This is a genomic window from Cedecea sp. P7760 (genome assembly GCF_013386425.1).
In the GTDB taxonomy this organism is placed as follows: domain Bacteria; phylum Pseudomonadota; class Gammaproteobacteria; order Enterobacterales; family Enterobacteriaceae; genus Cedecea; species Cedecea selenatireducens.
Genome location: NZ_JACARU010000025.1, coordinates 1 through 24702 on the forward strand (window position 1 = coordinate 1; position 24702 = coordinate 24702).

Here is a 24702-nt window from a genome sequence, read left to right on the forward strand (position 1 = left end):
CCTTGCTACAACTCCAACTAATTTGGGCAAACTTTTGGTCTTCTTATTTGAAGCCGTAGCTGCGTTGGCTGCGCTCAGTTACCCGAATCACTTACCCAAGTAAGCTCATCGGGATGCCTTCCCTTGCCGCCTTGCTACAACTCCAACTAATTTGGGCAAACTTTTGGTCTTCTTATTTGAAGCCGTAGCTGCGTTGGCTGCGCTCAGTTACCCGAATCACTTACCCAAGTAAGCTCATCGGGATGCCTTCCCTTGCCGCCTTGCTACAACTCCAACTAATTTGGGCAAACCTTTGTCCGGTTTTAATAAAACGTGGCTGGAAAATGCAGTAAGGTACAGGCAGCTCAAATCAAAAAGGATAATGAAATGACTCTGCACTGTGCCTTCATCGGCTTTGGTAAAAGTACCACCCGCTATCACCTTCCGTTCGTACTCTTCCGTAAAGACAAGCTCAACGTGGCCCACATCTTCCGCCGTAGCGAAAAGCCGGAGCTGGAACAGCAGCCGCAGTACGCCGGGATCCACTTTACCAGCCAGCTTGATGACATCCTCAACGACCCGCAGGTCAAGCTGGTGGTGATTTGTACCCACGTCGACAGCCATTTTGAGTACGCGAAAAAGGCGCTCGAAGCGGGTAAAAACGTGCTGGTGGAAAAACCGTTTACCCCAACGCTTGCCGAAGCGCGAGAGCTGTTTGCTCTGGCGAGCGAGAAGGGGCTGGTGGTCACGCCTTACCAGAATCGCCGCTTTGATTCCTGCTTCCTGACGATGAAAAAAGCCATCGAGAGCGGCAAGCTCGGCAAGATCGTGGAAATTGAAAGTCACTTCGATATGTATCGCCCTGATGCGCCCGCGAATCCGGGCCAACCGGCGGACGGCGCTTTCTACGGCCTGGGCGTGCACACCATGGACCAAATCATCTCCCTGTTTGGCCGCCCGGAACACGTCGCCTATGACATCCGCAGCCTGCGCAATAAAGCCAACCCGGACGATACTTTTGAAGCCCAGCTGTTCTTTGGCGATCTCAAAGCGATCGTGAAAACCAGCCACCTGGTGAAAATCGATTACCCGAAATTTATCGTGCACGGCACCAAAGGCTCGTTCGTGAAGTACGGCATCGACCAGCAGGAAACCAGCCTCAAAGCCTACATCATGCCGGGTGAGCCAGGGTTTGGCGCGGACAGCAGCGTAGCCACGTTGGAGTACGTTAACGAAGCCGGTGAAACGGTGCGCGAGGAGTGGAAGCCGGAAGTGGGCGACTATGGCCGCGTCTACGATGCACTGTACGACACGCTGATCGGCGGCAAGCCTAATTACGTCAGAGAAATTGAAGCTCTCACCAACCTGGAAATCCTGGAGCGCGGTTTCGAACAGCCTTCTCCTGCGACAGTAAGCCTCTCCTGAGAGTATTTTGACTCCTCTAACTCGTTCATTTTTTTTGAACAGAGGAGTCAATTTTCACCCTCTATGATCCTCCGCTAAATGGGTCCACACTTGTCCCATCAAACGAATTGCGGAGGACATAACATGATCTACTTAAGAAAAGCACAGGACCGCGGCCATGCGAACCACGGCTGGCTGGACAGCTGGCATACCTTCTCTTTTGCCGACTATTATGACGCCAATTTTATGGGCTTCTCGGCGCTGCGGGTCATTAACGAAGACGTTATCGATGCGGGCCAGGGCTTTGGTACTCATCCGCATAAAGACATGGAAATCCTGACCTACGTGCTGGAAGGCGCGGTTGAGCACCAGGACAGCATGGGCAACAAAGAGCGTGTCCCCGCGGGTGAATTCCAGATTATGAGCGCCGGAACCGGGATCCGTCACTCCGAGTACAACGCCAGCCAGACCGAACCACTGCGCCTGTACCAGATTTGGATTATTCCAGAAAAAACCGGGATTACGCCGCGTTACGATCAGCGTCGGTTTGATGCTCCTCAGGGGCGCCAACTGGTGCTTTCTCCGGATGCACGCGACGGCTCGCTGAAGGTTTATCAGGATATGGAGCTGTCCCGCTGGGCGCTGGCTAAAGACGAGCAGTCTGTGTATCAGATTCCGGCCGACCGCCGCGTCTGGATCCAGGTAGTGAAAGGCGACGTGTCTATTAACGGCACGCAGGCAAAAACCAGCGATGCGATCGCGGTCTGGGATGAACAAGCGATTTCCGTTCATGCCAGCGAAGCGAGCGAGATCCTGCTGTTCGATCTGCCTCCGGTATAACGTTACCCGTCACAACCCGCCCCTGAAAAAGGGGCGGGTTTTCTTTTGTCCGTGCTAAACTCGGCTGTCGAAACTTCATAAGCCAAGCAGGACGATGAAAAAGAAAAGACCGGTACTACAGGATGTTGCGGATCGCGTTGGGGTGACCAAAATGACGGTCAGCCGTTTCTTACGTAATCCTGACCAGGTATCTGCCGCGCTGCAGGTTAAAATTGCCGCCGCGTTAGATGAACTGGGCTATATCCCGAACCGTGCGCCGGATATTCTTTCTAATTCAACCAGCCGGGCCATCGGCGTCCTGCTTCCTTCGCTGACCAACCAGGTGTTCGCCGAAGTGCTGCGCGGCATTGAAAACGTCATCGATGCCCACGGCTACCAGACCATGCTCGCCCACTACGGCTATAAGCCGGAGCTGGAGCAGGAGCGTCTGGAATCCATGCTGTCCTGGAACATCGACGGGCTGATTTTGACCGAGCGCAACCACACGCCCAGAACGCTGAAAATGATTGAAGTTGCCGGTATTCCGGTGGTGGAGCTGATGGACAGCGTCTCTCCTTGCCTGGATATCGCCGTGGGCTTTGATAACTTCGAAGCGGCTCGCCAAATGACGGCCAACATTATTTCCCGTGGGCATAAGCACGTTGCCTATCTTGGCGCGCGCCTCGACGAACGTACCCTCATCAAGCAAAAAGGTTACGAGCAGGCGATGCTCGACGCCGGGCTGACGCCGTACAGCGTGATGATTGAAAACTCCTCTTCTTATTCCACCGGTATTGAGCTGCTGCGTCAGGCGAAACGGGAATATCCACAGCTCGACAGTATCTTCTGCACCAACGATGACTTAGCGATTGGTGCGGCGTTTGAATGCCAGCGCCAGGGCCTGCGCATTCCGGAAGATATGGCGATTGCCGGTTTCCACGGCCATGACATCGGGCAGGTGATGGAGCCGCGGCTGGCGAGCGTGCTCACCCCGCGAGAGCGCATGGGGCGTATCGGGGCAGAGCGTCTGCTGGCGCGAATTCGCGGTGAGATCATTACCCCAAAAATGCTCGATTTAGGCTTTACGCTGTCGCCCGGCGGCTCGATCTAAGCCGAAAATTTTATTTGATACAGCTCACACTTATACACTTTGCAAGCTAATGGTTATTGCTTATTGCTCAGCCAGACCGGAAAATGTTATCGGTAACAGTTACCCGTAACAAACCAGGCGCATTGCTTTGTGTCAGAGTCGGAGCCATCATGAGTACTACTAATCACGACCACCACATTTACGTCCTGATGGGCGTCTCCGGCAGCGGCAAATCCGCCGTTGCCAGCGAAGTTGCCCACCAGTTGAACGCCGCGTTTCTCGACGGCGACTTCCTGCATCCCCGCAGCAACATCCTGAAAATGGCCTCCGGCGAGCCGCTGAACGACGACGACCGTACCCCGTGGCTGAAGGCGTTAAATGACGCCGCGTTTGCGATGCAGCGCACCAACAAGGTTTCGCTGATCGTCTGCTCGGCGCTGAAAAAGCACTATCGCGACCTGCTGCGCGACGGCAACCCGAACCTCTCCTTTATCTATATGAAAGGTGACTTCGGGGTGATTGAAAGCCGCCTGAAAGCGCGTAAAGGTCACTTCTTCAAAACCCAGATGCTGGTAACCCAATTCGAAACCCTGCAAGAGCCGCAGGCGGATGAAAAAGACGTGCTGATCGTGGATATCGACCAGCCGCTGGACGGCGTTGTCGCCAGCACCCTCGCATTAATCAACCAAGGCAGCGCAGAGTGAGTACATTAACGCTTGTTTTAACCGCGGTCGGCTCCGTGCTGCTCCTGCTGTTTTTAGTGATGAAGGCGCGTATGCACGCCTTCGTTGCTTTGATGGTGGTTTCTATTGGTGCCGGGCTGTTCTCCGGCATGCCGCTCGACAAAATCGCCGACACCATGCAGAAAGGCATGGGCGGTACGCTGGGCTTCCTGGCGATTGTGGTCGCCCTCGGCGCTATGTTCGGCAAAATTCTGCATGAAACCGGCGCGGTGGATCAGATTGCCGTCAAGATGCTGAAGTCCTTCGGCCACAGCCGCGCGCATTACGCCATTGGCCTGGCTGGCCTGATTTGTGCGCTGCCGCTGTTCTTTGAAGTAGCCATCGTGCTGCTGATAAGCGTCGCGTTTTCGATGGCGCGCCATACCGGAACCAATCTGGTGAAGCTGGTTATCCCTCTGTTTGCGGGCGTAGCCGCTGCTGCCGCGTTCCTGCTGCCAGGGCCTGCGCCAATGCTGCTGGCATCACAGATGCACGCTGACTTCGGCTGGATGATCCTGATTGGCCTGTGCGCCGCGATCCCCGGCATGATTATCGCCGGCCCGCTGTTCGGGAACTTCATCAGCAAATTTGTTTCGCTGGAAATCCCGGACGATATCTCCGAGCCGCATCTGGGCGAAGGCAAGCTGCCATCCTTTGGCTTCAGCCTGTCTCTGATCCTGCTGCCGCTGGTGCTGGTTGGCCTGAAAACCATCGCCGCTCGTTTTACCGCGCCAGGTTCTACGCTGTATGAATGGCTGGAATTCATCGGTCACCCGTTCACCGCGATTCTGGTGGCCTGCCTGGTGGCTATTTATGGCCTGGCTTATCGTCAGGGTATGGACAAAGAAAAAGTGATGGCGGTATGCGGCCAGGCGCTGCAGCCTGCGGGTATTATCCTGCTGGTTATCGGTGCCGGGGGCGTGTTCAAACAGGTGCTGGTTGACTCCGGCGTGGGTCCGGCTCTGGGTGAAGCGTTGACCGGCATGGGCCTGCCTATCGCGATTACCTGCTTCGTGCTGGCCGCTGCGGTACGTATCATTCAGGGTTCCGCTACCGTGGCCTGCCTGACCGCCGTTGGTCTGGTGATGCCGGTTATCGAGCAGCTGAACTATAACGGCGCGCAGATGGCGGCTCTGTCTATCTGTATCGCGGGGGGTTCTATCGTGGTGAGCCACGTGAACGACGCGGGCTTCTGGCTGTTCGGTAAATTTACCGGCGCGACCGAAGCACAAACGCTGAAGACCTGGACGATGATGGAAACCATCCTCGGCACCACCGGGGCGATTGTCGGGATGATTGCGTTCAGCCTGCTGTCTTAATCTCTCTCTTCCGCTCCCGCTAAAAACACCCGGCAATTGCCGGGTGTTTTGCTTTTACGGGTTAAGCTTCGCTCTTCCCGTGACGCTCTTATTCCCTATTAAAAAAGGAGCGCCGCATGAAAAAATTACTCTTCTTACTGTTATTGCCGCTGTTAACCGGCTGCGCGACGCTGGTTAGCAATAATGACGCCACGGTGTATATCGACAGTACGCCAAAGCGCGCTGCTTTTACGATTTTTGATGGCAAGGGAGAGATTGCCGCACAGGGCATTACCCCCCAGTCCGTGACGCTTAAAAAGACGGACGGCAGCTACTTCGGGAAGAAAAACTACACGTTGAGGCTAAAACATGAAGGGTATTACTCCCTGTCGCTACCGCTGGAAACCCGTTTTAGCAACTGGTATCTCTTTGGCAACATCATCTTCTTCGGCGTGCCGGGGTGGCTGATTGTCGATCCGTTATTTGGCGGCATGTATACGCTGAAGCAGGAAAATCTTCATCTCTTGCTGCGAGCGTGCCAGCCGGGGCCGTATCGGTATATGTGTTCGTGAGGGGGAAATAGGGGGTTAGGAGCAGGACTCGATTCGTCCCCTCTCCCTTTTAGGGAGAGGGTTAGGGTGAGGGTTGGTCTTACCCACGCATCCACGTTCTGATCCCATCCAGGAACATCTGGGTGGAAATCATCACCAGCACCAGCCCCATCAGGCGCTCAAGGGCGTTAACCCCTTTCTCACCCAGCAGGCGCAGGAACAGGGAAGATTGCAGCAGAATGGCGACGGTACCGCCCCAGGCCAGCATCAGCGCGGCGACTAAATGGCTCATTTGGTTTGGGTACTGGTGAGACAGCAGCATCAGCGTGGCGAGCAGTGAAGGGCCGGCAACCAGCGGGATCGCCAGCGGCACGATAAACGGCTCTTCCCCGGCGGGTAAACCGGAAGAACTGCCTTCCTGGCCTGGGAAAATCATCTTAATGGCGATAAGGAACAGAATAATGCCGCCTGAAATCGACACGGTTTCGGCCCGCAAATTCAGGAAACCAAGAATTTTTTCCCCGGCAAACAGGAAGATAAGCATCAGCAGCAGAGCAATAAGCAGTTCGCGGATCATAATGGCCCGGCGACGCTTTGGCTCCGTGTGTTTCAGCACCGACATAAAGATTGGCAAGTTGCCCAGCGGGTCCATAATCAGGATCAGGAGCACCGCGGCGGATATGATTTCAGTCATCTGTTTTCCCCAAAATCTGGCAAGTAGTTTCTATTAATAAGCTTTGTTTCTGACACGGCGGATATCATTGATTAATTTCACTTGCGACTTTGGCTGCATTTTGTAAGGTGGAGTGATGTTCTGGCTCACTGCCAGCGCTTACACACGCAATCATCTCTGCAGGATTAAGTCGCTATGAAAAATGTTGGTTTTATTGGCTGGCGCGGTATGGTCGGCTCTGTGCTCATGCAACGCATGGTGGAAGAGCGCGATTTTGACGCCATTCGTCCGGTTTTCTTCTCCACTTCCCAGCTTGGGCAGGCAGCCCCTACGTTTGCCGGCACCACCGGCGGTACACTGCAGGACGCATTTGATCTGGAAGCGCTGAAGGCGCTGGATATCATAGTGACCTGCCAGGGCGGCGATTATACCAACGAAATCTATCCAAAGCTCCGTGAAAGCGGCTGGCAAGGTTACTGGATTGACGCAGCTTCTTCTCTACGCATGAAAGATGACGCGATTATTATCCTCGACCCGGTCAACCAGCACGTCATTCAGGAAGGCCTGAACAAAGGCGTCAAAACCTTTGTTGGCGGCAACTGCACCGTAAGCTTAATGCTGATGTCCCTTGGCGGCCTGTTTGCCCACGACCTCGTTGACTGGGTTTCCGTGGCGACTTACCAGGCGGCCTCCGGCGGCGGCGCGCGTCATATGCGTGAACTGCTGAACCAAATGGGCCAGCTTTATGGCGAAGTCTCTACCGAGCTGGCAAACCCGGCTTCCGCTATTCTGGATATCGAGCGCAAGGTTACCGAACTTGGCCGCAGCGGTAAGCTGCCGGTGGATAACTTCGGCGTGCCGCTGGCCGGCAGTCTGATCCCGTGGATCGACAAGCAGCTCGATAACGGCCAGAGCCGTGAAGAGTGGAAAGGCCAGGCAGAGACCAACAAAATTCTTGCGACTTCAACCGCTATCCCGGTTGACGGCCTGTGCGTGCGCGTAGGCGCGCTGCGCTGCCACAGCCAGGCGTTTACCATCAAGCTGAAGAAAGACGTTTCTATCCCAACCGTGGAAGAGCTGCTGGCCGCGCACAATCCGTGGGCGAAAGTGGTGCCAAACGATCGTGAGATTACCATGCGTGAGCTGACGCCTGCTGCGGTAACCGGCACGCTGTCAACGCCCGTTGGCCGCCTGCGTAAGCTGAACATGGGGCCGGAGTACCTCTCTGCGTTCACCGTCGGTGACCAGCTGCTGTGGGGCGCCGCCGAGCCGCTGCGCAGAATGCTGCGGTCGCTCGCATAATTACACTTATTTAACTGAGGGGCCTTATGGCCTCTCTTTTTTTGCCTGCAATTTAAGGTACAACGAAAGTCATTAATTTATTTCACGAGGAGCCAGGAAAGCGTTGGCTATGCTTAAGTCATCACGCGTCTGCGTTTTGGCGAGTATTGGGCGAACCGGCTGACAGGAGTTAAGCGCCGTTCGTCAGGTCAATGATAAGTGTCGTACCCGCGCGGCGGCGTAGCGCAGGTTGTTGGTGACACATAAAAAAGGAAAATGCCATGTCTGTTCTGCCGGAAAGAGACGTGATCAATGCGCTAATTGCGGGTCATTTTGCCGATCCGTTTTCCCTGCTGGGGATGCACCAAACGGACGCCGGGCTTGAAGTCCGTGCGCTGCTGCCTGACGCCACTGAAGTCTGGGTTATCGAACCAAAAACCGGGCGAAAAGTGGGCCAGCTCGAGTGCCTCGATTCCCGGGGTTTCTTTTGTGGGCTGATTCCTCGCCGTAAAAATGCCTTTCGCTACCAGCTTGCCGTTGTCTGGCACGGTCAGGAAAACCTGATTGACGATCCCTATCGTTTTGGCCCGCTGATTCAGGAGCTGGACAGCTGGCTGCTTTCCGAAGGCACGCATCTACGCCCCTATGAAATGCTGGGTGCGCATGCTGACACGATGGACGGCGTGACCGGAACGCGCTTCTCTATTTGGGCACCGAACGCCCGAAGAGTCTCCGTCGTGGGTCAGTTTAACTACTGGGACGGCCGCCGACACCCGATGCGGCTGCGCAAAGAAAGCGGCATTTGGGAGCTGTTTATCCCCGGCGCGCACAACGGACAGCTGTATAAATTCGAGCTGCTGGATGCCGATGGGCACCTGCGTATTAAGGCCGACCCGTACGCTTTTGAAGCGCAAATGCGCCCCGAAACGGCTTCTCTTATCTGCGGCCTGCCGGAGAAAACCACGCTCAGCCCCGAGCGGCAGAAAGCCAACGGCTTTGACCAGCCCATCTCAATCTATGAGGTTCATCTCGGCTCCTGGCGTCGCCATACCGACAATAACTTCTGGCTCAGCTACCGCGAGCTGGCGGAGCAGCTGATCCCCTACGTCAAAGAAATGGGATTCACCCATCTCGAACTGCTGCCGGTCAACGAGCATCCGTTTGACGGCAGCTGGGGCTATCAGCCGCAGGGGCTTTACGCCCCGACGCGCCGTTTTGGCACGCGCGACGACTTCCTCTACTTCCTGCAAACGGCCCACGAAGCCGGGCTTAATGTTTTGCTGGACTGGGTGCCGGGCCATTTCCCGACGGATGACGCGGGGCTGGCTAAGTTCGACGGCACCTCGTTGTATGAACATGGCGACCCGCGTGAGGGCTATCACCAGGACTGGAACACGCTGATTTACAACTATGGCCGCCGTGAAGTCTGTAACTATCTGGTGGGCAACGCGCTCTACTGGATTGAACGTTTTGGCATTGACGGCCTGCGCGTGGATGCCGTCGCCTCGATGATTTACCGCGACTACAGCCGGGAAAAAGGCGAGTGGGTTCCGAACGAGTACGGCGGCCGCGAAAATCTGGAAGCGATTGAATTTCTGCGCAATACCAACCGCATCATCGGGGAGCAAACGCCGGGCGCGGTGACGATGGCGGAAGAGTCCACCGATTTTGCCGGCGTCTCTCGCCCGCCGAGCATGGGAGGGCTGGGGTTCTGGTTTAAGTGGAACCTGGGCTGGATGCACGACACGCTCGACTACATGAAGCTGGACCCGGTTTACCGCCAGTATCACCACGACAAAATGACCTTCGGGATGCTGTACAACGGCACCGAAAACTTTGTCCTGCCGCTTTCGCACGATGAAGTCGTGCACGGCAAAAAATCGATTCTCGACCGCATGCCGGGAGATGCCTGGCAGAGGTTCGCTAACCTGCGCGCTTACTACGGCTGGATGTGGGCATTTCCGGGCAAAAAGCTGCTGTTTATGGGCAACGAGTTTGCCCAGGGGCGCGAATGGAACCACGACAGCAGCCTTGACTGGCATCTCCTGCAGGGCGGGGATAACTGGCACCACGGCGTGCAGCGCCTTGTACGCGATCTGAACCATACCTACCGGCGACACGCGGCGCTGCATCAAATGGATTTTGACGACTACGGCTTTGAATGGCTGGTGGTGGAGGACAAGGCGAATTCGGTCTTTATTTTCGTGCGCCGTGACGCCGAGGGCAACGAGGTCATCGTTGCCAGCAACTTTACGCCGATACCTCGCTACCATTACCGCTTCGGCATCAACCAGCCGGGGCGCTGGCGTGAAGAGCTGAATACCGACTCGATGCATTATCACGGCAGTAACGCCGGCAACAGCGGCACGGTGCGCAGCGAGGCGGTGCCAAGCCACGGTCGCGATCATTCGCTCTCTATCACGCTGCCGCCGCTGTCTACCCTCTGGCTGATTCGGGAGGGCGATGCATGACGCAGCTGGCTCAAGGTAGCCCGGCTCCCTTTGGGGCGTATTACGACGGTAAGGGCGTTAACTTCACCCTTTATTCGGTGCATGCCGAAAAGGTCGAGCTGTGCCTGTTTGATGAACACGGACACGAAAAGCGCTACGACATGCCCTCGCGCTCGGGAGACATCTGGCATGGCTATCTGCCGGAAGGTAAACCGGGGCTGCTCTACGGCTACCGGGTTCACGGGCCGTGGGAGCCTGAAAATGGCCATCGCTTTAATCCTGCGAAGCTGCTGCTCGATCCCTGCGCTCGCGTGGTGGTGGGCGGGGCCGAAGATCATCCGCATTTTCACTGCGGCTATGATGAACCCAACCTCGAGGACAGTGCCCCGCACATGGCCAAGTGCGTGGTGGTCAGGGAAAAATTTGACTGGGAAGACGATCGGCCGCTTCGAACGCCGTGGGGCAACACGGTTATCTATGAAGCCCACGTTCGCGGGCTGACGCTGCTTCATCCCGGCATCCCGGAAGAGCAGCGCGGGACTTATGCGGCGCTGGGGCACCCGGTGATGACTGATTACTTCAAACGGCTGGGGATCACGGCGCTTGAGCTGCTGCCCGTGGCGCACTTCGTTACCGAGCCCCGCATTTCGCAGTTGGGGCTGAGTAACTACTGGGGCTACAACCCTCGCGCTTTCTATGCCGTTGAAAGTTACTACGCGATAGACCAGAACCCCCACAACGCGGCCAACGAGCTAAGAGGCGCCATCAAAGCGCTGCACAAGGCCGGGATTGAAGTGATCCTCGACATTGTCCTGAACCACAGCGCGGAGCTGGACAAGGACGGCCCAACCCTGTCGCTGAGCGGAATCGACAACCGTAGCTATTATTGGTTAATGGACAACGGCGATTACCAGAACTGGACCGGCTGCGGAAATACCCTGAACCTCAGCACGCCGGGCGTGGTGGCCCAGATGACGGACTGTATGCGTTACTGGGTAGACAGCTTCCACGTGGACGGTTTCCGTTTTGATCTGGCCTCGGTGATGGGGCGCACGCCGGAATTTCGGCAGGATGCGCCGCTGTTTGAGGCGATCAAAAACGATCCTCACCTGTCGCAGGTGAAGCTTATCGCCGAGCCCTGGGATATCGGTCAGGGGGGTTACCAGGTCGGCAATTTCCCACCGCTGTTCGCCGAATGGAACGATCATTTCAGGGACGGGATGCGTCGCTTCTGGCTCCAGCAGGATCTCTCTTTGGGCGGGTTCGCCTGCCGCTTTGCCGGCTCGAGCGACGTTTATCGCCATGGCGAAAGGTTACCCTCCACCAGCATTAATTTAATTACCGCTCATGATGGTTTTACGCTGCGGGATTGCGTAAGTTTTAACCAGAAACATAACGAAGCCAACGGCGAAGATAATCGCGACGGCACCAACAGCAACTTTAGTAATAACTATGGTTTTGAAGGGCTTGAAGCCAACCTGATTACCAAGGAACGGCGTCGGGACAGCGTGCATGCGCTGCTCACCACGCTGCTGCTCTCGCAGGGAACGCCGATGCTGCTGGCCGGGGATGAGCACGGGCATAGCCAGCACGGCAACAATAACGCCTACTGCCAGGACAACGTGCTGACCTGGCTTGACTGGGAGCAGGGAAACGACGGGTTAACCACCTTTACGGCGGCGCTCCTTCACCTGCGGCAGGCTATCCCGGCGCTGACCGCCAACCGCTGGTGGGAAGAGGGCGACGACAACGTTCTCTGGCTGAATAAAGAGGCGCAGCCCCTGAGCGCCGATGAGTGGCAAAACGGGGTCCACCGCCTGCAAATCCAGCTGTCCGATCGCTGGCTTATCGCTATTAACGCGACCGAAGAAGTTGCGGACATCGTTCTACCTGAGGGGGAATGGCACGCCGTTCCTCCGTTTGCCGGAGAGGACAACCCGGTCGTGATGGTTGTATGGCATGGTCCCGCGCACGGAGTCTGCGTGTTCCACAAGTCATGAAAAAGGAGTTCGTTATGGTCAGGTTTGAGAAAAACGATCCGCTGATGCTGGCCCGCCAGCTGCCCATCAAATCCGTTGCGTTAATTCTGGCGGGTGGCCGCGGGACTCGACTGAAGGATCTCACGTCGACGCGCGCCAAGCCTGCGGTCCACTTTGGCGGCAAGTTCCGCATTATTGATTTTGCGCTATCCAACTGCATCAACTCCGGCATTCGCCGCATTGGGGTGATTACTCAGTATCAATCACACACCCTGGTGCAGCATATCCAGCGCGGCTGGTCTTTCTTTAGCGAAGAGATGAACGAGTTTGTTGATTTGCTGCCCGCCCAGCAGCGCGTACACGGTGAAAACTGGTATCGCGGAACGGCCGATGCCGTGACCCAGAACCTCGATATTATCCGCCGCTATAACGCCGAGTACGTGGTGATCCTCGCCGGGGACCACATCTACAAGCAGGACTACTCGCGCATGCTTATCGACCACGTCGAGAAAGGCGCGCGCTGTACCGTCGCCTGTATGCCGGTGCCGGTGCATGAAGCTTCGGCGTTTGGCGTTATGGCGGTGGACGTTGACGAAAAAATTATCGCTTTCGTGGAGAAGCCGGAAAACCCGCCAACCATGCCAAACGACAGCAGCAGGTCTCTGGCAAGCATGGGGATCTACATCTTTGACGCCGATTACTTGTTCAGGCTGCTGGAAGAAGACGATCGGGATGAAAACTCCAGCCATGACTTTGGCAAAGATATCATTCCGAAAATCACCCTGGCGGGCGAAGCTTACGCCCACCCGTTCCCGCTCTCCTGCGTGCAGTCCGATCCTAACGCCGAGCCCTACTGGCGCGACGTCGGAACGCTGGAAGCCTACTGGAAAGCGAACCTCGATCTGGCTTCGGTGATGCCCGAGCTGGATATGTATGACCAGGCCTGGCCGATCCGTACCCATATGGAGCCGCTGCCGCCCGCCAAGTTCGTCCAGGATCGCTCCGGCAGCCACGGCATGACGCTGAACTCGCTGGTGTCCGGCGGCTGCATCATCTCTGGCTCGGTGGTCGTGCAGTCGGTGCTGTTTCCGCGCGTGCGCATCAACTCTTTTTGCAATATCGACTCGTCCGTTCTGCTGCCCGACGTCATCGTCGGACGCTCCTGTCGACTGCGTCGCTGCATCATCGACCGCGCTTGCATGATCCCGGAAGGGATGGTGGTAGGCGAAAATGCAGAAGAGGACGCTCGCCGTTTTTACCGCTCTGAAGAGGGCATTGTACTGGTCACGCGCGAGATGCTGGCGAAGCTGCAGGGCTAGCGCGAAGAAGATTGGCCTGCGCACGGCCATGCCGTGCGCGGTTATTTTATCGTTTGGCGCTGCCTGATGATCCAGACCGGCGCCGCGACTTTCCAAATGGGAGCGATAATGCAGGTCTTACATGTCTGTTCCGAGATGTTTCCTCTACTGAAGACAGGCGGCCTTGCGGATGTGCTGGGCGCTTTGCCGGCGGCGCAGATTGCCGGCGGCGTCGATACGCGCGTCCTGCTGCCCGCTTTTCCCGACGTTCGGCGGGGAATCGAAGATATTCAGGTAGTTGCCCATCGACAGACGTTCGCGGGCGACATGCGCCTGCTCTACGGCCACTATAACGGCGTTGGCGTTTACCTGATTGATGCCCCGCATCTCTATGAGCGCCCCGGAAGCCCGTACCACGACACCAATCAGTTTGCTTATCAGGACAACGTGCTGCGCTTTGCGCTGCTTGGCTGGGTCGGCGCGGAAATGGCCTGTGGGCTGGATCCCTTCTGGCATCCCGATATCGTGCATGCCCATGACTGGCATGCCGGGCTGGCACCGGCTTATCTGGCGGCGCGTGGGCGCCCTGCGAAGTCGGTATTTACCGTGCATAACCTTGCCTATCAGGGCATGTTCTATGCACATCACTTAAGTGAAATCGATCTGCCGTGGTGGTTCTACGACATGAACGGGCTGGAGTTCCACGGCCAGATTTCGTACCTGAAGGCCGGGCTTTTTTACGCCGATCATATTACCGCCGTCAGCCCTACCTATGCGCGTGAGATAACCGATCCGCACTTTGCCTACGGCATGGAAGGGCTTCTGCGCCAGCGCCAGCGTGAAGGGAAGCTGTCTGGCATTTTAAACGGCGTCGACGGCAAGATTTGGAATCCGGAAAGCGACCTGCTGCTGGCCTCGCGCTACACCCGCGACTCGCTGGAAGAGAAAGCTGAAAACAAACGTCAGCTGCAGGTGGCGATGGGGCTGAAGGTGAATGACAAAGTCCCGCTGTTCGCCGTGGTCAGCCGGTTAACCAGCCAAAAAGGGCTGGACCTGGTGCTTGAGGCGCTGCCCGGATTACTGGAGCAGGGCGGCCAGCTGGCGCTGCTGGGGGCTGGGGACTCTGTGCTGCAGGAAGGATTCCTGGCGGCGGCGGCCGAGCATCCCGGCCAGGTCGGCGTCCAGATTGGCTATCACGAGGCATTTTCCCACCGCATCATGGGCGGTGCCGATGTGATTTTAGTCCCGAGCCGCTTTGAGCCCTGCGGCTTAACCCAGCTCTACGGCCTGAAATATGGCACCTTGCCGCTGGTGCGGCGAACCGGTGGCCTGGCCGACACCGTGTCGGATACTTCGCTGGAGAACCTGGCTGACGGTGTGGCAACCGGTTTTGTTTTTGAAGACAGTAATGCCTGGTCGCTGCTCCGCGCGATCCGGCGTGCTTTCGTGCTGTGGTCCCGTCCGTCACTGTGGCGTTTTGTGCAGCGGCAGGCGATGAATATGGATTTTAGCTGGCAGGTAGCGGCGCAGTCATACCGCGACCTTTATCAACGCTTGTTGTAATTACCCATACACCAGGAATCACTGATATGAATGCACCCTTTTCCTATGCATCACCCACGCTAAGCGTCGAGGCGCTGAAACACTCGATTGCCTATAAGCTGATGTTTACGGTGGGGAAAGACCCTGCCATCGCCAATAAACACGAATGGCTTAACGCCACGCTATTTGCCGTGCGAGACAGGCTGGTTGAACGCTGGCTGCGTTCCAACCGTGCCCAGCTCTCGCAGGAAGTTCGCCAGGTTTACTATCTGTCGATGGAGTTTCTTATCGGGCGCACGCTGTCGAACGCGCTGCTTTCTCTCGGTATTTATGAAGATGTGAAAAACGCCCTCGAAGAGATGGGACTTGATCTGGAAGAGTTGATTGACGAGGAGAACGACCCCGGCCTTGGCAACGGCGGTCTTGGCCGTCTCGCCGCCTGTTTCCTCGATTCGCTGGCGACCCTGGGGCTGCCGGGGCGCGGCTACGGCATTCGCTACGATTACGGCATGTTTAAGCAGAACATTGTTGATGGCCGTCAGAAAGAGTCGCCGGACTACTGGCTCGAATACGGTAACCCATGGGAGTTTAAGCGCCATAACACGCGCTATAAGGTGCGTTTTGGCGGACGAATTCAGCAGGAGGGGAAAAAAGCCCGCTGGGTCGAGACCGAAGAGATTCTTGCGGTGGCCTATGACCAGATTATCCCGGGCTATGACACCGACGCGACTAACACACTAAGGCTGTGGAACGCCCAGGCGAGTAGCGAGATCAATCTCGGTAAGTTTAATCAGGGCGACTACTTCGCGGCGGTGGAGGACAAAAACCATTCCGAGAACGTGTCCCGCGTGCTTTATCCAGATGACTCAACCTATTCGGGGCGCGAGCTGCGTCTGCGTCAGGAATACTTCCTGGTTTCATCAACCATGCAGGACATCCTTAGCCGCCACTATCAGCTGCATAAAACCTACGCCAATCTGGCAGAGAAAACGGCGATTCACCTGAACGACACGCACCCGGTGCTGTCGATTCCGGAGCTGATGCGGCTGCTGATTGACGAGCATAAGTTTGAGTGGGAAGAGGCGTTTGAGGTCACCTGCCAGGTGTTCTCATACACCAACCACACGCTGATGAGCGAGGCGCTGGAAACCTGGCCGGTAGATATGCTCGGCAAGATCCTGCCGCGCCATTTGCAGATAATCTTTGAGATTAACGACTACTTCATGAAGACGCTGCAGGAGCAGTACCCGAACGACACCGGGCTGCTGGGCAGAGCGTCTATCATCGATGAGTCCAACGGCAGGCGCGTGCGCATGGCCTGGCTTGCGGTGGTGGTCAGCCATAAGGTGAACGGCGTTTCCGAGCTGCACTCCAATCTGATGGTGCAGTCGCTGTTTGCCGACTTCGCCAGCATCTTCCCGATGCGCTTTAGCAACAAAACGAACGGCGTGACGCCTCGCCGCTGGCTGGCGCTCGCCAACCCTGCGCTGTCCGAAGTGCTGGACGAGAACATCGGCCAGACGTGGCGTACGGACCTGAGCCAGCTGAACGACCTGAAGCAGCATATTGATTACCCGACGGTGCATCAGGCGGTGCGCAAGGCCAAGCTCAGCAACAAAAAACGGCTGGCGACGTATATCGGGCAGCAGCTCAACGTGGTGGTTAGCCCGGATGCGCTGTTCGACGTGCAGATCAAACGTATTCACGAGTACAAGCGCCAGCTAATGAACGTGCTGCACGTGATAACCCGCTATAACCGCATCAAGGCCAATCCGGAGGCTGAATGGGTGCCGCGCGTGAACATTTTTGCGGGCAAAGCGGCGTCTGCCTACTACATGGCGAAGCACATCATTCATCTTATCAACGACGTCGCGGAGGTCATTAACAACGATCCGCAGGTGAAAGATAAGCTGAAAGTGGTGTTTATCCCCAACTACAGCGTCAGCCTTGCCCAGCTGATTATTCCGGCGGCGGATCTCTCTGAGCAAATCTCGCTGGCGGGTACCGAGGCCTCCGGCACCAGCAACATGAAGTTTGCTCTGAACGGGGCGCTGACTATCGGCACGCTGGACGGTGCGAACGTTGAAATGCTCGATCACGTCGGTAAGGACAATATCTTCATCTTCGGTAATACGGCGGAAGAGGTCGAGGAGCTGCGCCGCAAGGGCTATAACCCTCGAGAGTATTACGAGAAGGATGAAGAGCTGCGTCAGGTGCTGACCCAAATCGCAACCGGCGCGTTCAGTGCCGGAGAGCCGGGGCGTTATCGGGATTTAGTGGATTCGCTGATTAACTTTGGTGATCACTATCAGGTGCTGGCGGACTACCGTAGCTATGTGGATTGCCAGGATCGGGTTGATGAGCTTTATCAGCAGCCGGAGGAGTGGACGATTCACGCCATGCACAATATTGCCAATATGGGGTATTTCTCGTCTGACAGGACGATTCAGGAGTACGCCGATGAGATTTGGCATATTAAGCCGGTGAGATTGTAGGTTTCCCCCTCACCCTAACCCTCTCCCCCGCGTGGGAGAGGGGATAAACAATGTTTCCCATAGCATTTTTTCTCCCTCGCCCCTTTGGGGAGAGGGCCGGGGTGAGGGGAAGATTTGAACGTAAAGCTTCCTCACTGAGCGTACAAACCTCAGCACAGCTCCAGCTGCACGTTATTCTCTTTAATCACCTGCATCACCCCCGCAGGAGGCATCACGTCCGTATATACGGTATCCACCAGGCTAATACTGCCCAGATTCACCATCGCATTACGGCCAAACTTCGAGTGATCGACTACTAACAGCACGCTGCGGGAGTTTTCGATAATCGCGCGCTTGGTGCGAACCTCGTGGTAGTCAAACTCCAGCAGTGAGCCGTCGCTGTCGATGCCGCTGATGCCGAGAATGCCGAAGTCGAGGCGGAACTGGGAAATAAAGTCCAGCGTGGCCTCGCCGATGATACCGCCATCGCGGCTGCGCAGTTCGCCCCCGGCCAGAATAATACGGAAGTCTTCTTTCACCATCAGCGTGTTAGCCACGTTGAGGTTGTTGGTCACGATGCGCAGATTGCTGTGGTTAAGCAGCGCATGCGCCACCGCTTCCGGCGTGGTACCGATGTCGATAAACAGCGTGGCGCCGTTCGGGATCTGGCTGGCCACCTTCTGCGCAATGCGCTCTTTCTCGGCGGTCTGTGTTGCCTTTCGGTCGTGCCACGGAGTGTTGACCGAGCTGGACGGCAGAGCGGCGCCACCGTGATGACGCAGAATCATATTCTGGTCGGCCAGGTCGTTTAAATCACGGCGGATGGTTTGCGGGCTGACGGCAAACTGTTCCACCAACTCTTCGGTACTGACGTATCCCTGCTGCTTAACCAGCTCAATAATCGCGTCATGACGTTGTGTCTGCTTCACTAGCTACTCCAGCATTTTTATGTTCGTTTTCGCGCATTCAGGGTATCTACCAGCGCCATCGCCAGCCCGACCAGCATGCCGGTCAGGTGGGCTGGAATAACGGCTGACTGAGTAAAGACCTCAATAACCAGCCAGATGACGGCAAAGGCCAGCAGGCCACGCTGCATCTGTAGCCCGCTGTCGGGATCCCGCTCTCCGCGCAGCCAGACATAGCCCATCAGCGCAAACACCGTCCCCGACAGGCCGCCAAACAGCGGGCCGGTAAATTTCGCCTGCATAAAGCCGCTCAGCAGGGTGGAGATAAGCGTCAGCGTCAGCAGCTTGCCGGTGCCGAGGCGTTTTTCCAGCGCACCGCCTAAATACCACCACCATAGTAGGTTAAAGAGGATATGCATCAAGGAGAAATGCAGTAGTCCATGCGTGAAATAGCGCCAGAACTCAAAGCGCTGCTCGGGTACGAGCGGCCAGCCAAGTACGGAAATCACCGGGCCGAAGCCTACGATATTCAGCAGCACAAAAAGCGCGATACACAGGCCGATAACGAGGAGGGTTAGCGGACCGGCACGCTCTTTGATGGTGGCGAAGAACGGATAGCGTTTATAGCTGAAGCTTACGCCGCTGTGGCCGGTGCTCCAGCTGGCGGCCTGATAGCGCGGGTCGCCAGGATTTGCGACAAACCTTTCCAGCTCTGCGCGCACAGTCTGCACCTGGCTTTCATCCGCCAGCCAGACATCGCTTTGAGTATGCTGCTGAATAGTAAGAATAACGCCCTGAGTTGCCATGTAATCGACAAAAGCCTGCGCAACGCGCGGGTTGGCGAAAGAGGTAATCATGATCATGAAAGTTTAACCAACTTCGTCTATTTACCCGTCATACTTCGAGCCGTAGGGGCACCGTCTTCACTCAGCTATTCGGCTCATCCATGAGCCTCACCCTTTCAGGGCCGCTGCTGGCAGCGTTCAAATCTGCTCCCGGCAGATTTGTCACCTCAGTCACTTACTTTATGTAAGCTCCTGAGCGTGAGCTCACTTGCCGCCTTCCTACGACTCAAATTATCCAGGGTAAAGCTTTTATTAGGGCAAGCAGTATACCCGCAGGGAGCGAAAACGGCTGAACTTTACGCGCCGTGAGCGACTTCGGCCGGGAAGTGACGGTGCCAGGCGTCAAAGCCACCGTCGATGCTATAGACCTGGTCATAGCCCTGCTGCAGCAGATATTGAGCGGCGCCTTTGCTGCTGTTGCCGTGGTAGCACATCACCATCACCGGCGTGTCGAAGTCGGTTTGCTGCATAAAATTCACCAGCGTGTCGTTGGTGAGGTGGTAAGCCCCCGGCGTGTGTCCCATGGCAAAGCTCTGCGGATCGCGGATGTCCACTAATACCGCCTGCTGCTGCTGGAGTTTCTGGTGTGCTTCTTCCACACCAATACATTCAAATTGATCCATGGTTTTACTCGTCGAGAAAGAAAGGAAACAAGGGGCATGTTAAGGCATAGCGCCCCGCTGGCGCTGATATTAACGCCAATATGTTATCCATATCACGTAGAAATGTTTTTATTTCGTTACCAAAGCGGACGAACACTTGCTATTATGAGCGATATCGAACATTTTTGAGCTTTAACGAAAGTGCGTGAGGGCAACATGGAAACCAAAGATCTGATTGTTATTGGCGGTGGAATCAACGGCGCCGGTATTGCGGCGGATGCCGCTGGCCGCGGGTTATCCGTGTTAATGCTGGAGGGACAGGATCTGGCCTGTGCCACTTCCTCCGCCAGCTCCAAGCTGATTCACGGCGGCCTGCGCTATCTGGAACATTACGAGTTTCGACTGGTCAGTGAAGCCCTGGCCGAGCGTGAAGTGCTGCTGAAAATGGCACCACATATTGCCTTCCCGATGCGCTTTCGTTTGCCGCACCGCCCGCATCTTCGCCCGGCGTGGATGATCCGTACCGGCCTGTTTATGTACGACCATCTGGGCAAACGCACCAGCCTCCCGGCTTCTGCCAGCCTGCGTTTTGGCGCAGACTCCGTGCTGAAGCCTGAAATCGTGCGCGGTTTCGAATATTCCGACTGCTGGGTGGATGACGCTCGCCTGGTGCTGGCCAATGCCCAGATGGTGACCCGCAAAGGCGGTGAGGTGAAAACCCGTACCCGCGCTATTAAAGCGACTCGTGAAAACGGCATGTGGGTGGTTGAAGCGCAGGACATTGATTCCGGCGAAACCTTCACCTGGCGTGCGAAAGGCCTGGTGAACGCTACCGGGCCGTGGGTGAAAACCTTCTTTGACGAAGGCCTGCAGTTGCCGTCGCCTTACGGTATCCGCCTGATCAAAGGCAGCCACATTGTGGTGCCACGCGTGCATACCCAGAAGCAGGCCTACATCCTGCAAAACGAAGACAAACGAATCGTGTTTGTAATCCCGTGGATGGATGAGTTCTCCATCATCGGCACCACGGACGTGGAGTACCACGGCGACCCGAAAGCGGTGCAAATTGACGATAAAGAAGTGAGCTATCTGCTGAACGTTTACAACGCTCACTTCAAAAAGACGCTAACCAAAGACGATATCGTCTGGACCTATTCTGGCGTGCGCCCGCTGTGTGACGACGAGTCGGATTCTCCGCAGGCCGTAACCCGCGATTACACCCTGGATATCCATGACGAAAACGGCCAGGCTCCGCTGCTGTCGGTCTTCGGCGGCAAGCTGACCACCTACCGTAAGCTGGCCGAGCACGCGCTGGATAAGCTTGAGCGTTACTACCCGAATATCGGCCCGGCCTGGACTAAAGAGAGCCGTCTGCCCGGCGGTGATATCGGCGGCGATCGCGATGACTACGCGGCAAAACTGCGCCGCCGTCACGGTTTCCTGACCGAAAGCCTTGCCCGCCGCCTGGCGCGCACCTACGGCAGCAACAGCGATCTGGTGCTGGGCGATGCCAAAAGCCTGAGCGATTTGGGCGAAGAGTTTGGCCATGAGTTTTACGAAGCCGAGCTGCGCTACCTGGTCGAGCACGAGTGGGTAAAATGCGCGGAAGACGCGCTCTGGCGCCGCACCAAGCTGGGTATGTGGCTGAATGAAGAGCAGCAGACTCGGGTGTCGCAGTGGCTGGTAAAGCAGGCGGCTAAGTCAGGGTTGTCACTGGCGTCTTAAATAGCTTTGAACCGGTAATATTGTTTTGGGCTTTCCCCTCACCCGAATCCTCTCCCTAAAAGTGAGAGGGCGGGGTGAGGGTTAGAACTCGTCTCCAGAATCTTTCCAGCTAAACCCCATACCCCATCATCTTCAGCAATTTCTGCGCATGCTGTACCGCGTCCTGACGATGCGCCACGCCGAGCTTCTGATACAGATTTCGGATATGCGTTTTGATGGTCGTTGCCGCGACGTCCAGCTCCCCGGCGATCTGCTCGTTGCTGTAGCCTGAGTAAATCAGCCCCAGTACCTGCCACTCTCGCTGCGTCAGCGGGCTGGTGCGGATAAGCTCCGGTACTTCCGGGTGGTTAAGCAAGCGGTTCACAAAGCTTTCGTCAAAGTGAGCAAACTTGTGGCGATGATGCTGGTTTATCTCGCGCAGGATGCGCTGAGCGCGATGCTGGTCCAGCTCCGGCAGCGTGTTGAGCTGAATGAGCTGGCGCAGCTGCTGCGCCATGGCTTCCCCTTCAATCACGAAGTGGCTGATGAACCCCGTGCGGTTTGCCAGCGACAGCGCTTCCAGCAGCACTCGCTGAGCGTCACTTTTACGCCCTGCCTGCCAGTAAAGCTGGTTTAGCAGCAGTAGGTTGCGGTTGAGGTCGCTCATCAGGCGCAGGCTGCGGGCATTTTCGTTTAGCTCTTCCAGCACCATTTCTGCCGGCTCGTACTCGCCCAGCAGGATTTGCACACGGGCGATGTTACGCCACTGGCTTTGCAGGAAGTGGTTATTGGCAAATTCAGGCTTTGGCGTCAGGCGCAGCCAGTTGGCCGCCGACTTCTTGTCCCCGGTCATTTGCCAGTAAATCACCCGCACCTTATCGGCGTTAGAGACCCAGTCGCTGTGCCAGGGACCGTTCCCAAGCAAATTTTCAAGGCGGTTAAGGTGATTCCGGGCATTATCCAGGTCACCACGCGCCAGAGAACACTGCACCAGCAGCGCCAGGCACTGCAGCTGTTGCTGTGGCTGGAAGCTGGAAAGCACCTCCATTCCGCTGCGTGCTGCCGCTTCGGCTTCATCCAGCCGTGCCCATGCCCAGAGCAGTTGAGCGCGGATGCGCTGCAGGAACTCATGCAGCGGCAGCTGTTCGAGGTGCTGTTCGCGGATCAGCACAAAAGCTTTTTCCTGCGTTTCCCAGGCGGCCTGCAGGAACCCCTGAGCCAGCAGAATCTCGCTTTGCTGAATCAGGCTCCATAAAGCGTAATGCCAGACATCGTGGCGGCGTGCCATCTGCTCTGTTTGCTGCATAACGGAGAGCGATTTAGTGAGATCTCCCTTGCAGTGCAGCACCTCGCCGTGAACCGAGGTGGCGACGATGCGGCTGTAAAAATTGGCCAGCGGCAGCATTTCCAGCGCCACCATTGCCAGACGTTCGGCTTCTGCCGGGTCACCCGCGTTGATGGCGACCTGGGCCCGCAGGGCGTTGAATTCGCCGTGCAGCGTGTCGTCGATAACTAAATTCATTTCCTGCTCGGCTCTCGCCAGCAGGGTGTTTACTTCGCTGTAGCGGTGCTGACTTTGCATCAGCCAGGCCTGCAGCAGCACAAGTTTGGGGTTTTCCAGCAGGCTTTCCCACGGCAGCGCCTTGAGCGACTCTTCCAGCAGCGTCAGTTCGCTATGGTTAAACAGCGCCCATGCGTGGCCCAGCAGAATATCGCGCAGCATATTGGCATCGCCCGCCGCCAGCGCGTGGTGGATCGCCTCGCTGGGGAAGCCTTGTTCCATCCAGCTTTTGGCCGCGGCGCGATGAATATCCGGCAGCTCTGCGGCCAGCTCCCACTGGCAGCGCTGGCGCAGGAAGCTGCCAAACAGAGGATGGAAGCAGAACCATTCGCCGGAGTCGTCCATGCGCTGCAGGAACAGGCCCTGGCGCTCGGTCTCTTCGAGACGCATCTGGCCATTTTCTTCGCCGGTCACCTGGACTATCAGCGCGTCATTCATCGAGCGCAGGATAGAGCTTTTTAACAGGAAGTTGCGGGTGTCGGCATCAACGTTATTCAGCACCTCATCCACCAGATAGTCTGAAAGATGGCTGGCGTTAATCCCCGACAGCCGGCGTGCGGAATGCTGGGCCGGCGTATTGCTCTGGCGAGCGGACAGGGCAATCAGCTGCAGGGCGGTGACCCAGCCAGCAACGTCATCACAAAGGCGGCTGCTGTCCGCTTGCTCGATAGGCGTTGCCAGGCGGTTATCAAAGAATTGTTTGGTTTCCTGGTGCGTGAAGGCGAGCTGCTGGCTGCCGATTTCCAGCAGTTGGTCGCGAACGCGGAGGTTGGCGATACCAAGCTGCGGCAGGTTGCGCGACAGGATCACCAGCGTCAGGTTTTCCGGCTGGTGGCGAATGAAAAAGCGCATCGCTTCATGAATCACCGGGTTGGCAATCAGGTGGTAATCATCAATCACCAGATACAGCGGTTTATCCCATCCCGCCAGCTCGATGAAAAGTTGGGAAAAAAGCGAGGACAGGCTGGCATATTGCCGTTTTTGCGCCATGATTTCGCTACTTATACAGTGCCCGCCGGTAGCGTGCTGCACGGCGGCAATCAGGTAGCTGGCAAAGCGCTCCTGCTGGTTATCGCCTTCGTCGAGCGAGTACCAGCCCAGCTCTTTTCGCCCGGCCGCCCACTGTGAGACCAGCGTCGTTTTACCATAACCGGCAGGGCTGGCGATCAGCGCTAAGCGGTAGTTGGCGGCGGTCGAAAGCTTCACCAACAGGCGATCGCGAACCACAGTGTTTTCCAGCCGAACAGGGCGACTTAATTTGGATGGGATTAACATAGTTGATCACTTCACTGTGTATAAATTTCCCCGGCATCATCCGCGCCGCAGGGCGGAATTACCGCGTTGCAGAAGGAATCATGGAGGGAAAAGTTCAAGGATGCGATTTTTTTTACGCTTCGTAATTAATGCTTACGGATAAGGTCGGCCAGAATGTCGCTTATTGCAAGGTTGTTGAACTTTCCGTGCTCGGTAAGTTGCACCCTGTCACAGTTCCATTTTTTTCATGAAGACGATTGCTCACTCCTTG

The 24702-nt window shown here is 56.6% G+C and carries 18 protein-coding genes; 13 read left to right on the forward strand and 5 right to left on the reverse strand.

Annotation, left to right across the window (positions count from 1 at the left end):
* The first annotated feature begins 366 nt into the window (after positions 1-366).
* The 6 genes from HX778_RS10885 to HX778_RS10910 all read left to right on the forward strand — a co-directional run bounded on the left by HX778_RS10885 (position 367) and on the right by HX778_RS10910 (position 5884).
* Positions 367-1404: an oxidoreductase gene (locus HX778_RS10885; protein ID WP_176981983.1), complete on the forward strand. Its 1038-nt coding sequence runs from the start codon at positions 367-369 to the stop codon at positions 1402-1404.
* 123 nt (positions 1405-1527) lie between these two features.
* Positions 1528-2223, forward strand: a complete 696-nt coding sequence (locus HX778_RS10890; protein ID WP_039298485.1) for a pirin family protein — start codon at positions 1528-1530, stop codon at positions 2221-2223.
* A 94-nt stretch (positions 2224-2317) separates the two neighbouring features.
* Positions 2318-3313: a gluconate operon transcriptional repressor GntR gene (gene gntR / locus HX778_RS10895; protein WP_038477967.1), complete on the forward strand. Its 996-nt coding sequence runs from the start codon at positions 2318-2320 to the stop codon at positions 3311-3313.
* Between the two features lie 149 nt (positions 3314-3462).
* Positions 3463-3996 (forward strand): gluconokinase, encoded by a 534-nt coding sequence (gene gntK / locus HX778_RS10900; RefSeq protein WP_038477970.1) that lies wholly within the window; start codon positions 3463-3465, stop codon positions 3994-3996.
* Positions 3993-5333, forward strand: coding sequence for a gluconate transporter (gntU, locus tag HX778_RS10905; protein WP_038477973.1), 1341 nt, complete (start codon positions 3993-3995; stop codon positions 5331-5333). Before gntK ends, gntU begins: the two co-directional genes overlap by 4 nt.
* Before the next feature lie 116 nt (positions 5334-5449).
* On the forward strand, positions 5450-5884 hold the full coding sequence (locus tag HX778_RS10910; RefSeq protein ID WP_176981984.1) for a hypothetical protein: 435 nt from the start codon (positions 5450-5452) through the stop codon (positions 5882-5884).
* Between the two features lie 79 nt (positions 5885-5963).
* On the opposite strand, the gene HX778_RS10915 is transcribed toward HX778_RS10910, so the two are convergent.
* Positions 5964-6557, reverse strand: coding sequence for a YhgN family NAAT transporter (locus tag HX778_RS10915; protein ID WP_176981985.1), 594 nt, complete (start codon positions 6555-6557; stop codon positions 5964-5966).
* 174 nt (positions 6558-6731) lie between these two features.
* On the opposite strand from HX778_RS10915, the gene asd reads away from it, so the two are divergent.
* From asd to glgP, 6 genes are all read left to right on the forward strand, one after another.
* Positions 6732-7838 carry an aspartate-semialdehyde dehydrogenase gene (gene asd, locus HX778_RS10920; protein WP_038477982.1) on the forward strand — a complete coding sequence of 369 codons (1107 nt, stop codon included), beginning with the start codon at positions 6732-6734 and terminating at the stop codon, positions 7836-7838.
* Positions 7839-8098: 260 nt separating this feature from the next.
* Positions 8099-10288 carry a 1,4-alpha-glucan branching enzyme gene (gene glgB, locus HX778_RS10925; protein WP_176981986.1) on the forward strand — a complete coding sequence of 730 codons (2190 nt, stop codon included), beginning with the start codon at positions 8099-8101 and terminating at the stop codon, positions 10286-10288.
* Positions 10285-12267, forward strand: coding sequence for a glycogen debranching protein GlgX (glgX, locus tag HX778_RS10930; RefSeq protein WP_176981987.1), 1983 nt, complete (start codon positions 10285-10287; stop codon positions 12265-12267). Before glgB ends, glgX begins: the two co-directional genes overlap by 4 nt.
* 14 nt (positions 12268-12281) lie before the next feature.
* A complete protein-coding gene (gene glgC, locus HX778_RS10935; RefSeq protein ID WP_038477988.1) occupies positions 12282-13565 on the forward strand; it encodes a glucose-1-phosphate adenylyltransferase in 1284 nt (427 codons plus the stop codon).
* A 108-nt stretch (positions 13566-13673) separates the two neighbouring features.
* A complete protein-coding gene (gene glgA, locus HX778_RS10940; RefSeq protein WP_038477991.1) occupies positions 13674-15107 on the forward strand; it encodes a glycogen synthase GlgA in 1434 nt (477 codons plus the stop codon).
* A 26-nt stretch (positions 15108-15133) separates the two neighbouring features.
* The gene (gene glgP / locus HX778_RS10945; RefSeq protein WP_038477994.1) at positions 15134-17581 is read left to right on the forward strand and encodes a glycogen phosphorylase; all 2448 of its coding nucleotides are present in this window, start codon (positions 15134-15136) and stop codon (positions 17579-17581) included.
* 149 nt (positions 17582-17730) lie between these two features.
* Here the strand turns inward: glgP and HX778_RS10950 are convergent, their stop codons facing one another.
* From HX778_RS10950 to glpE, 3 genes are all read right to left on the reverse strand, one after another.
* Positions 17731-18489 (reverse strand): DeoR/GlpR family transcriptional regulator, encoded by a 759-nt coding sequence (locus HX778_RS10950; RefSeq protein WP_038477997.1) that lies wholly within the window; start codon positions 18487-18489, stop codon positions 17731-17733.
* Positions 18490-18506: 17 nt separating this feature from the next.
* Complete coding sequence (gene glpG, locus HX778_RS10955) at positions 18507-19328, reverse strand: rhomboid family intramembrane serine protease GlpG (RefSeq protein WP_038478000.1); 822 nt, start codon at positions 19326-19328, stop codon at positions 18507-18509.
* A 278-nt stretch (positions 19329-19606) separates the two neighbouring features.
* Positions 19607-19933: a thiosulfate sulfurtransferase GlpE gene (gene glpE / locus HX778_RS10960; protein WP_008457894.1), complete on the reverse strand. Its 327-nt coding sequence runs from the start codon at positions 19931-19933 to the stop codon at positions 19607-19609.
* Between the two features lie 195 nt (positions 19934-20128).
* On the opposite strand from glpE, the gene glpD reads away from it, so the two are divergent.
* Entirely contained in the window at positions 20129-21637 is a 1509-nt protein-coding gene (gene glpD / locus HX778_RS10965; RefSeq protein ID WP_176981988.1) for a glycerol-3-phosphate dehydrogenase, read from the forward strand.
* A gap of 109 nt (positions 21638-21746) precedes the next feature.
* On the opposite strand, the gene malT is transcribed toward glpD, so the two are convergent.
* Positions 21747-24452 carry an HTH-type transcriptional regulator MalT gene (malT, locus tag HX778_RS10970; protein ID WP_038478006.1) on the reverse strand — a complete coding sequence of 902 codons (2706 nt, stop codon included), beginning with the start codon at positions 24450-24452 and terminating at the stop codon, positions 21747-21749.
* Between the last annotated feature and the right edge of the window lie 250 nt (positions 24453-24702).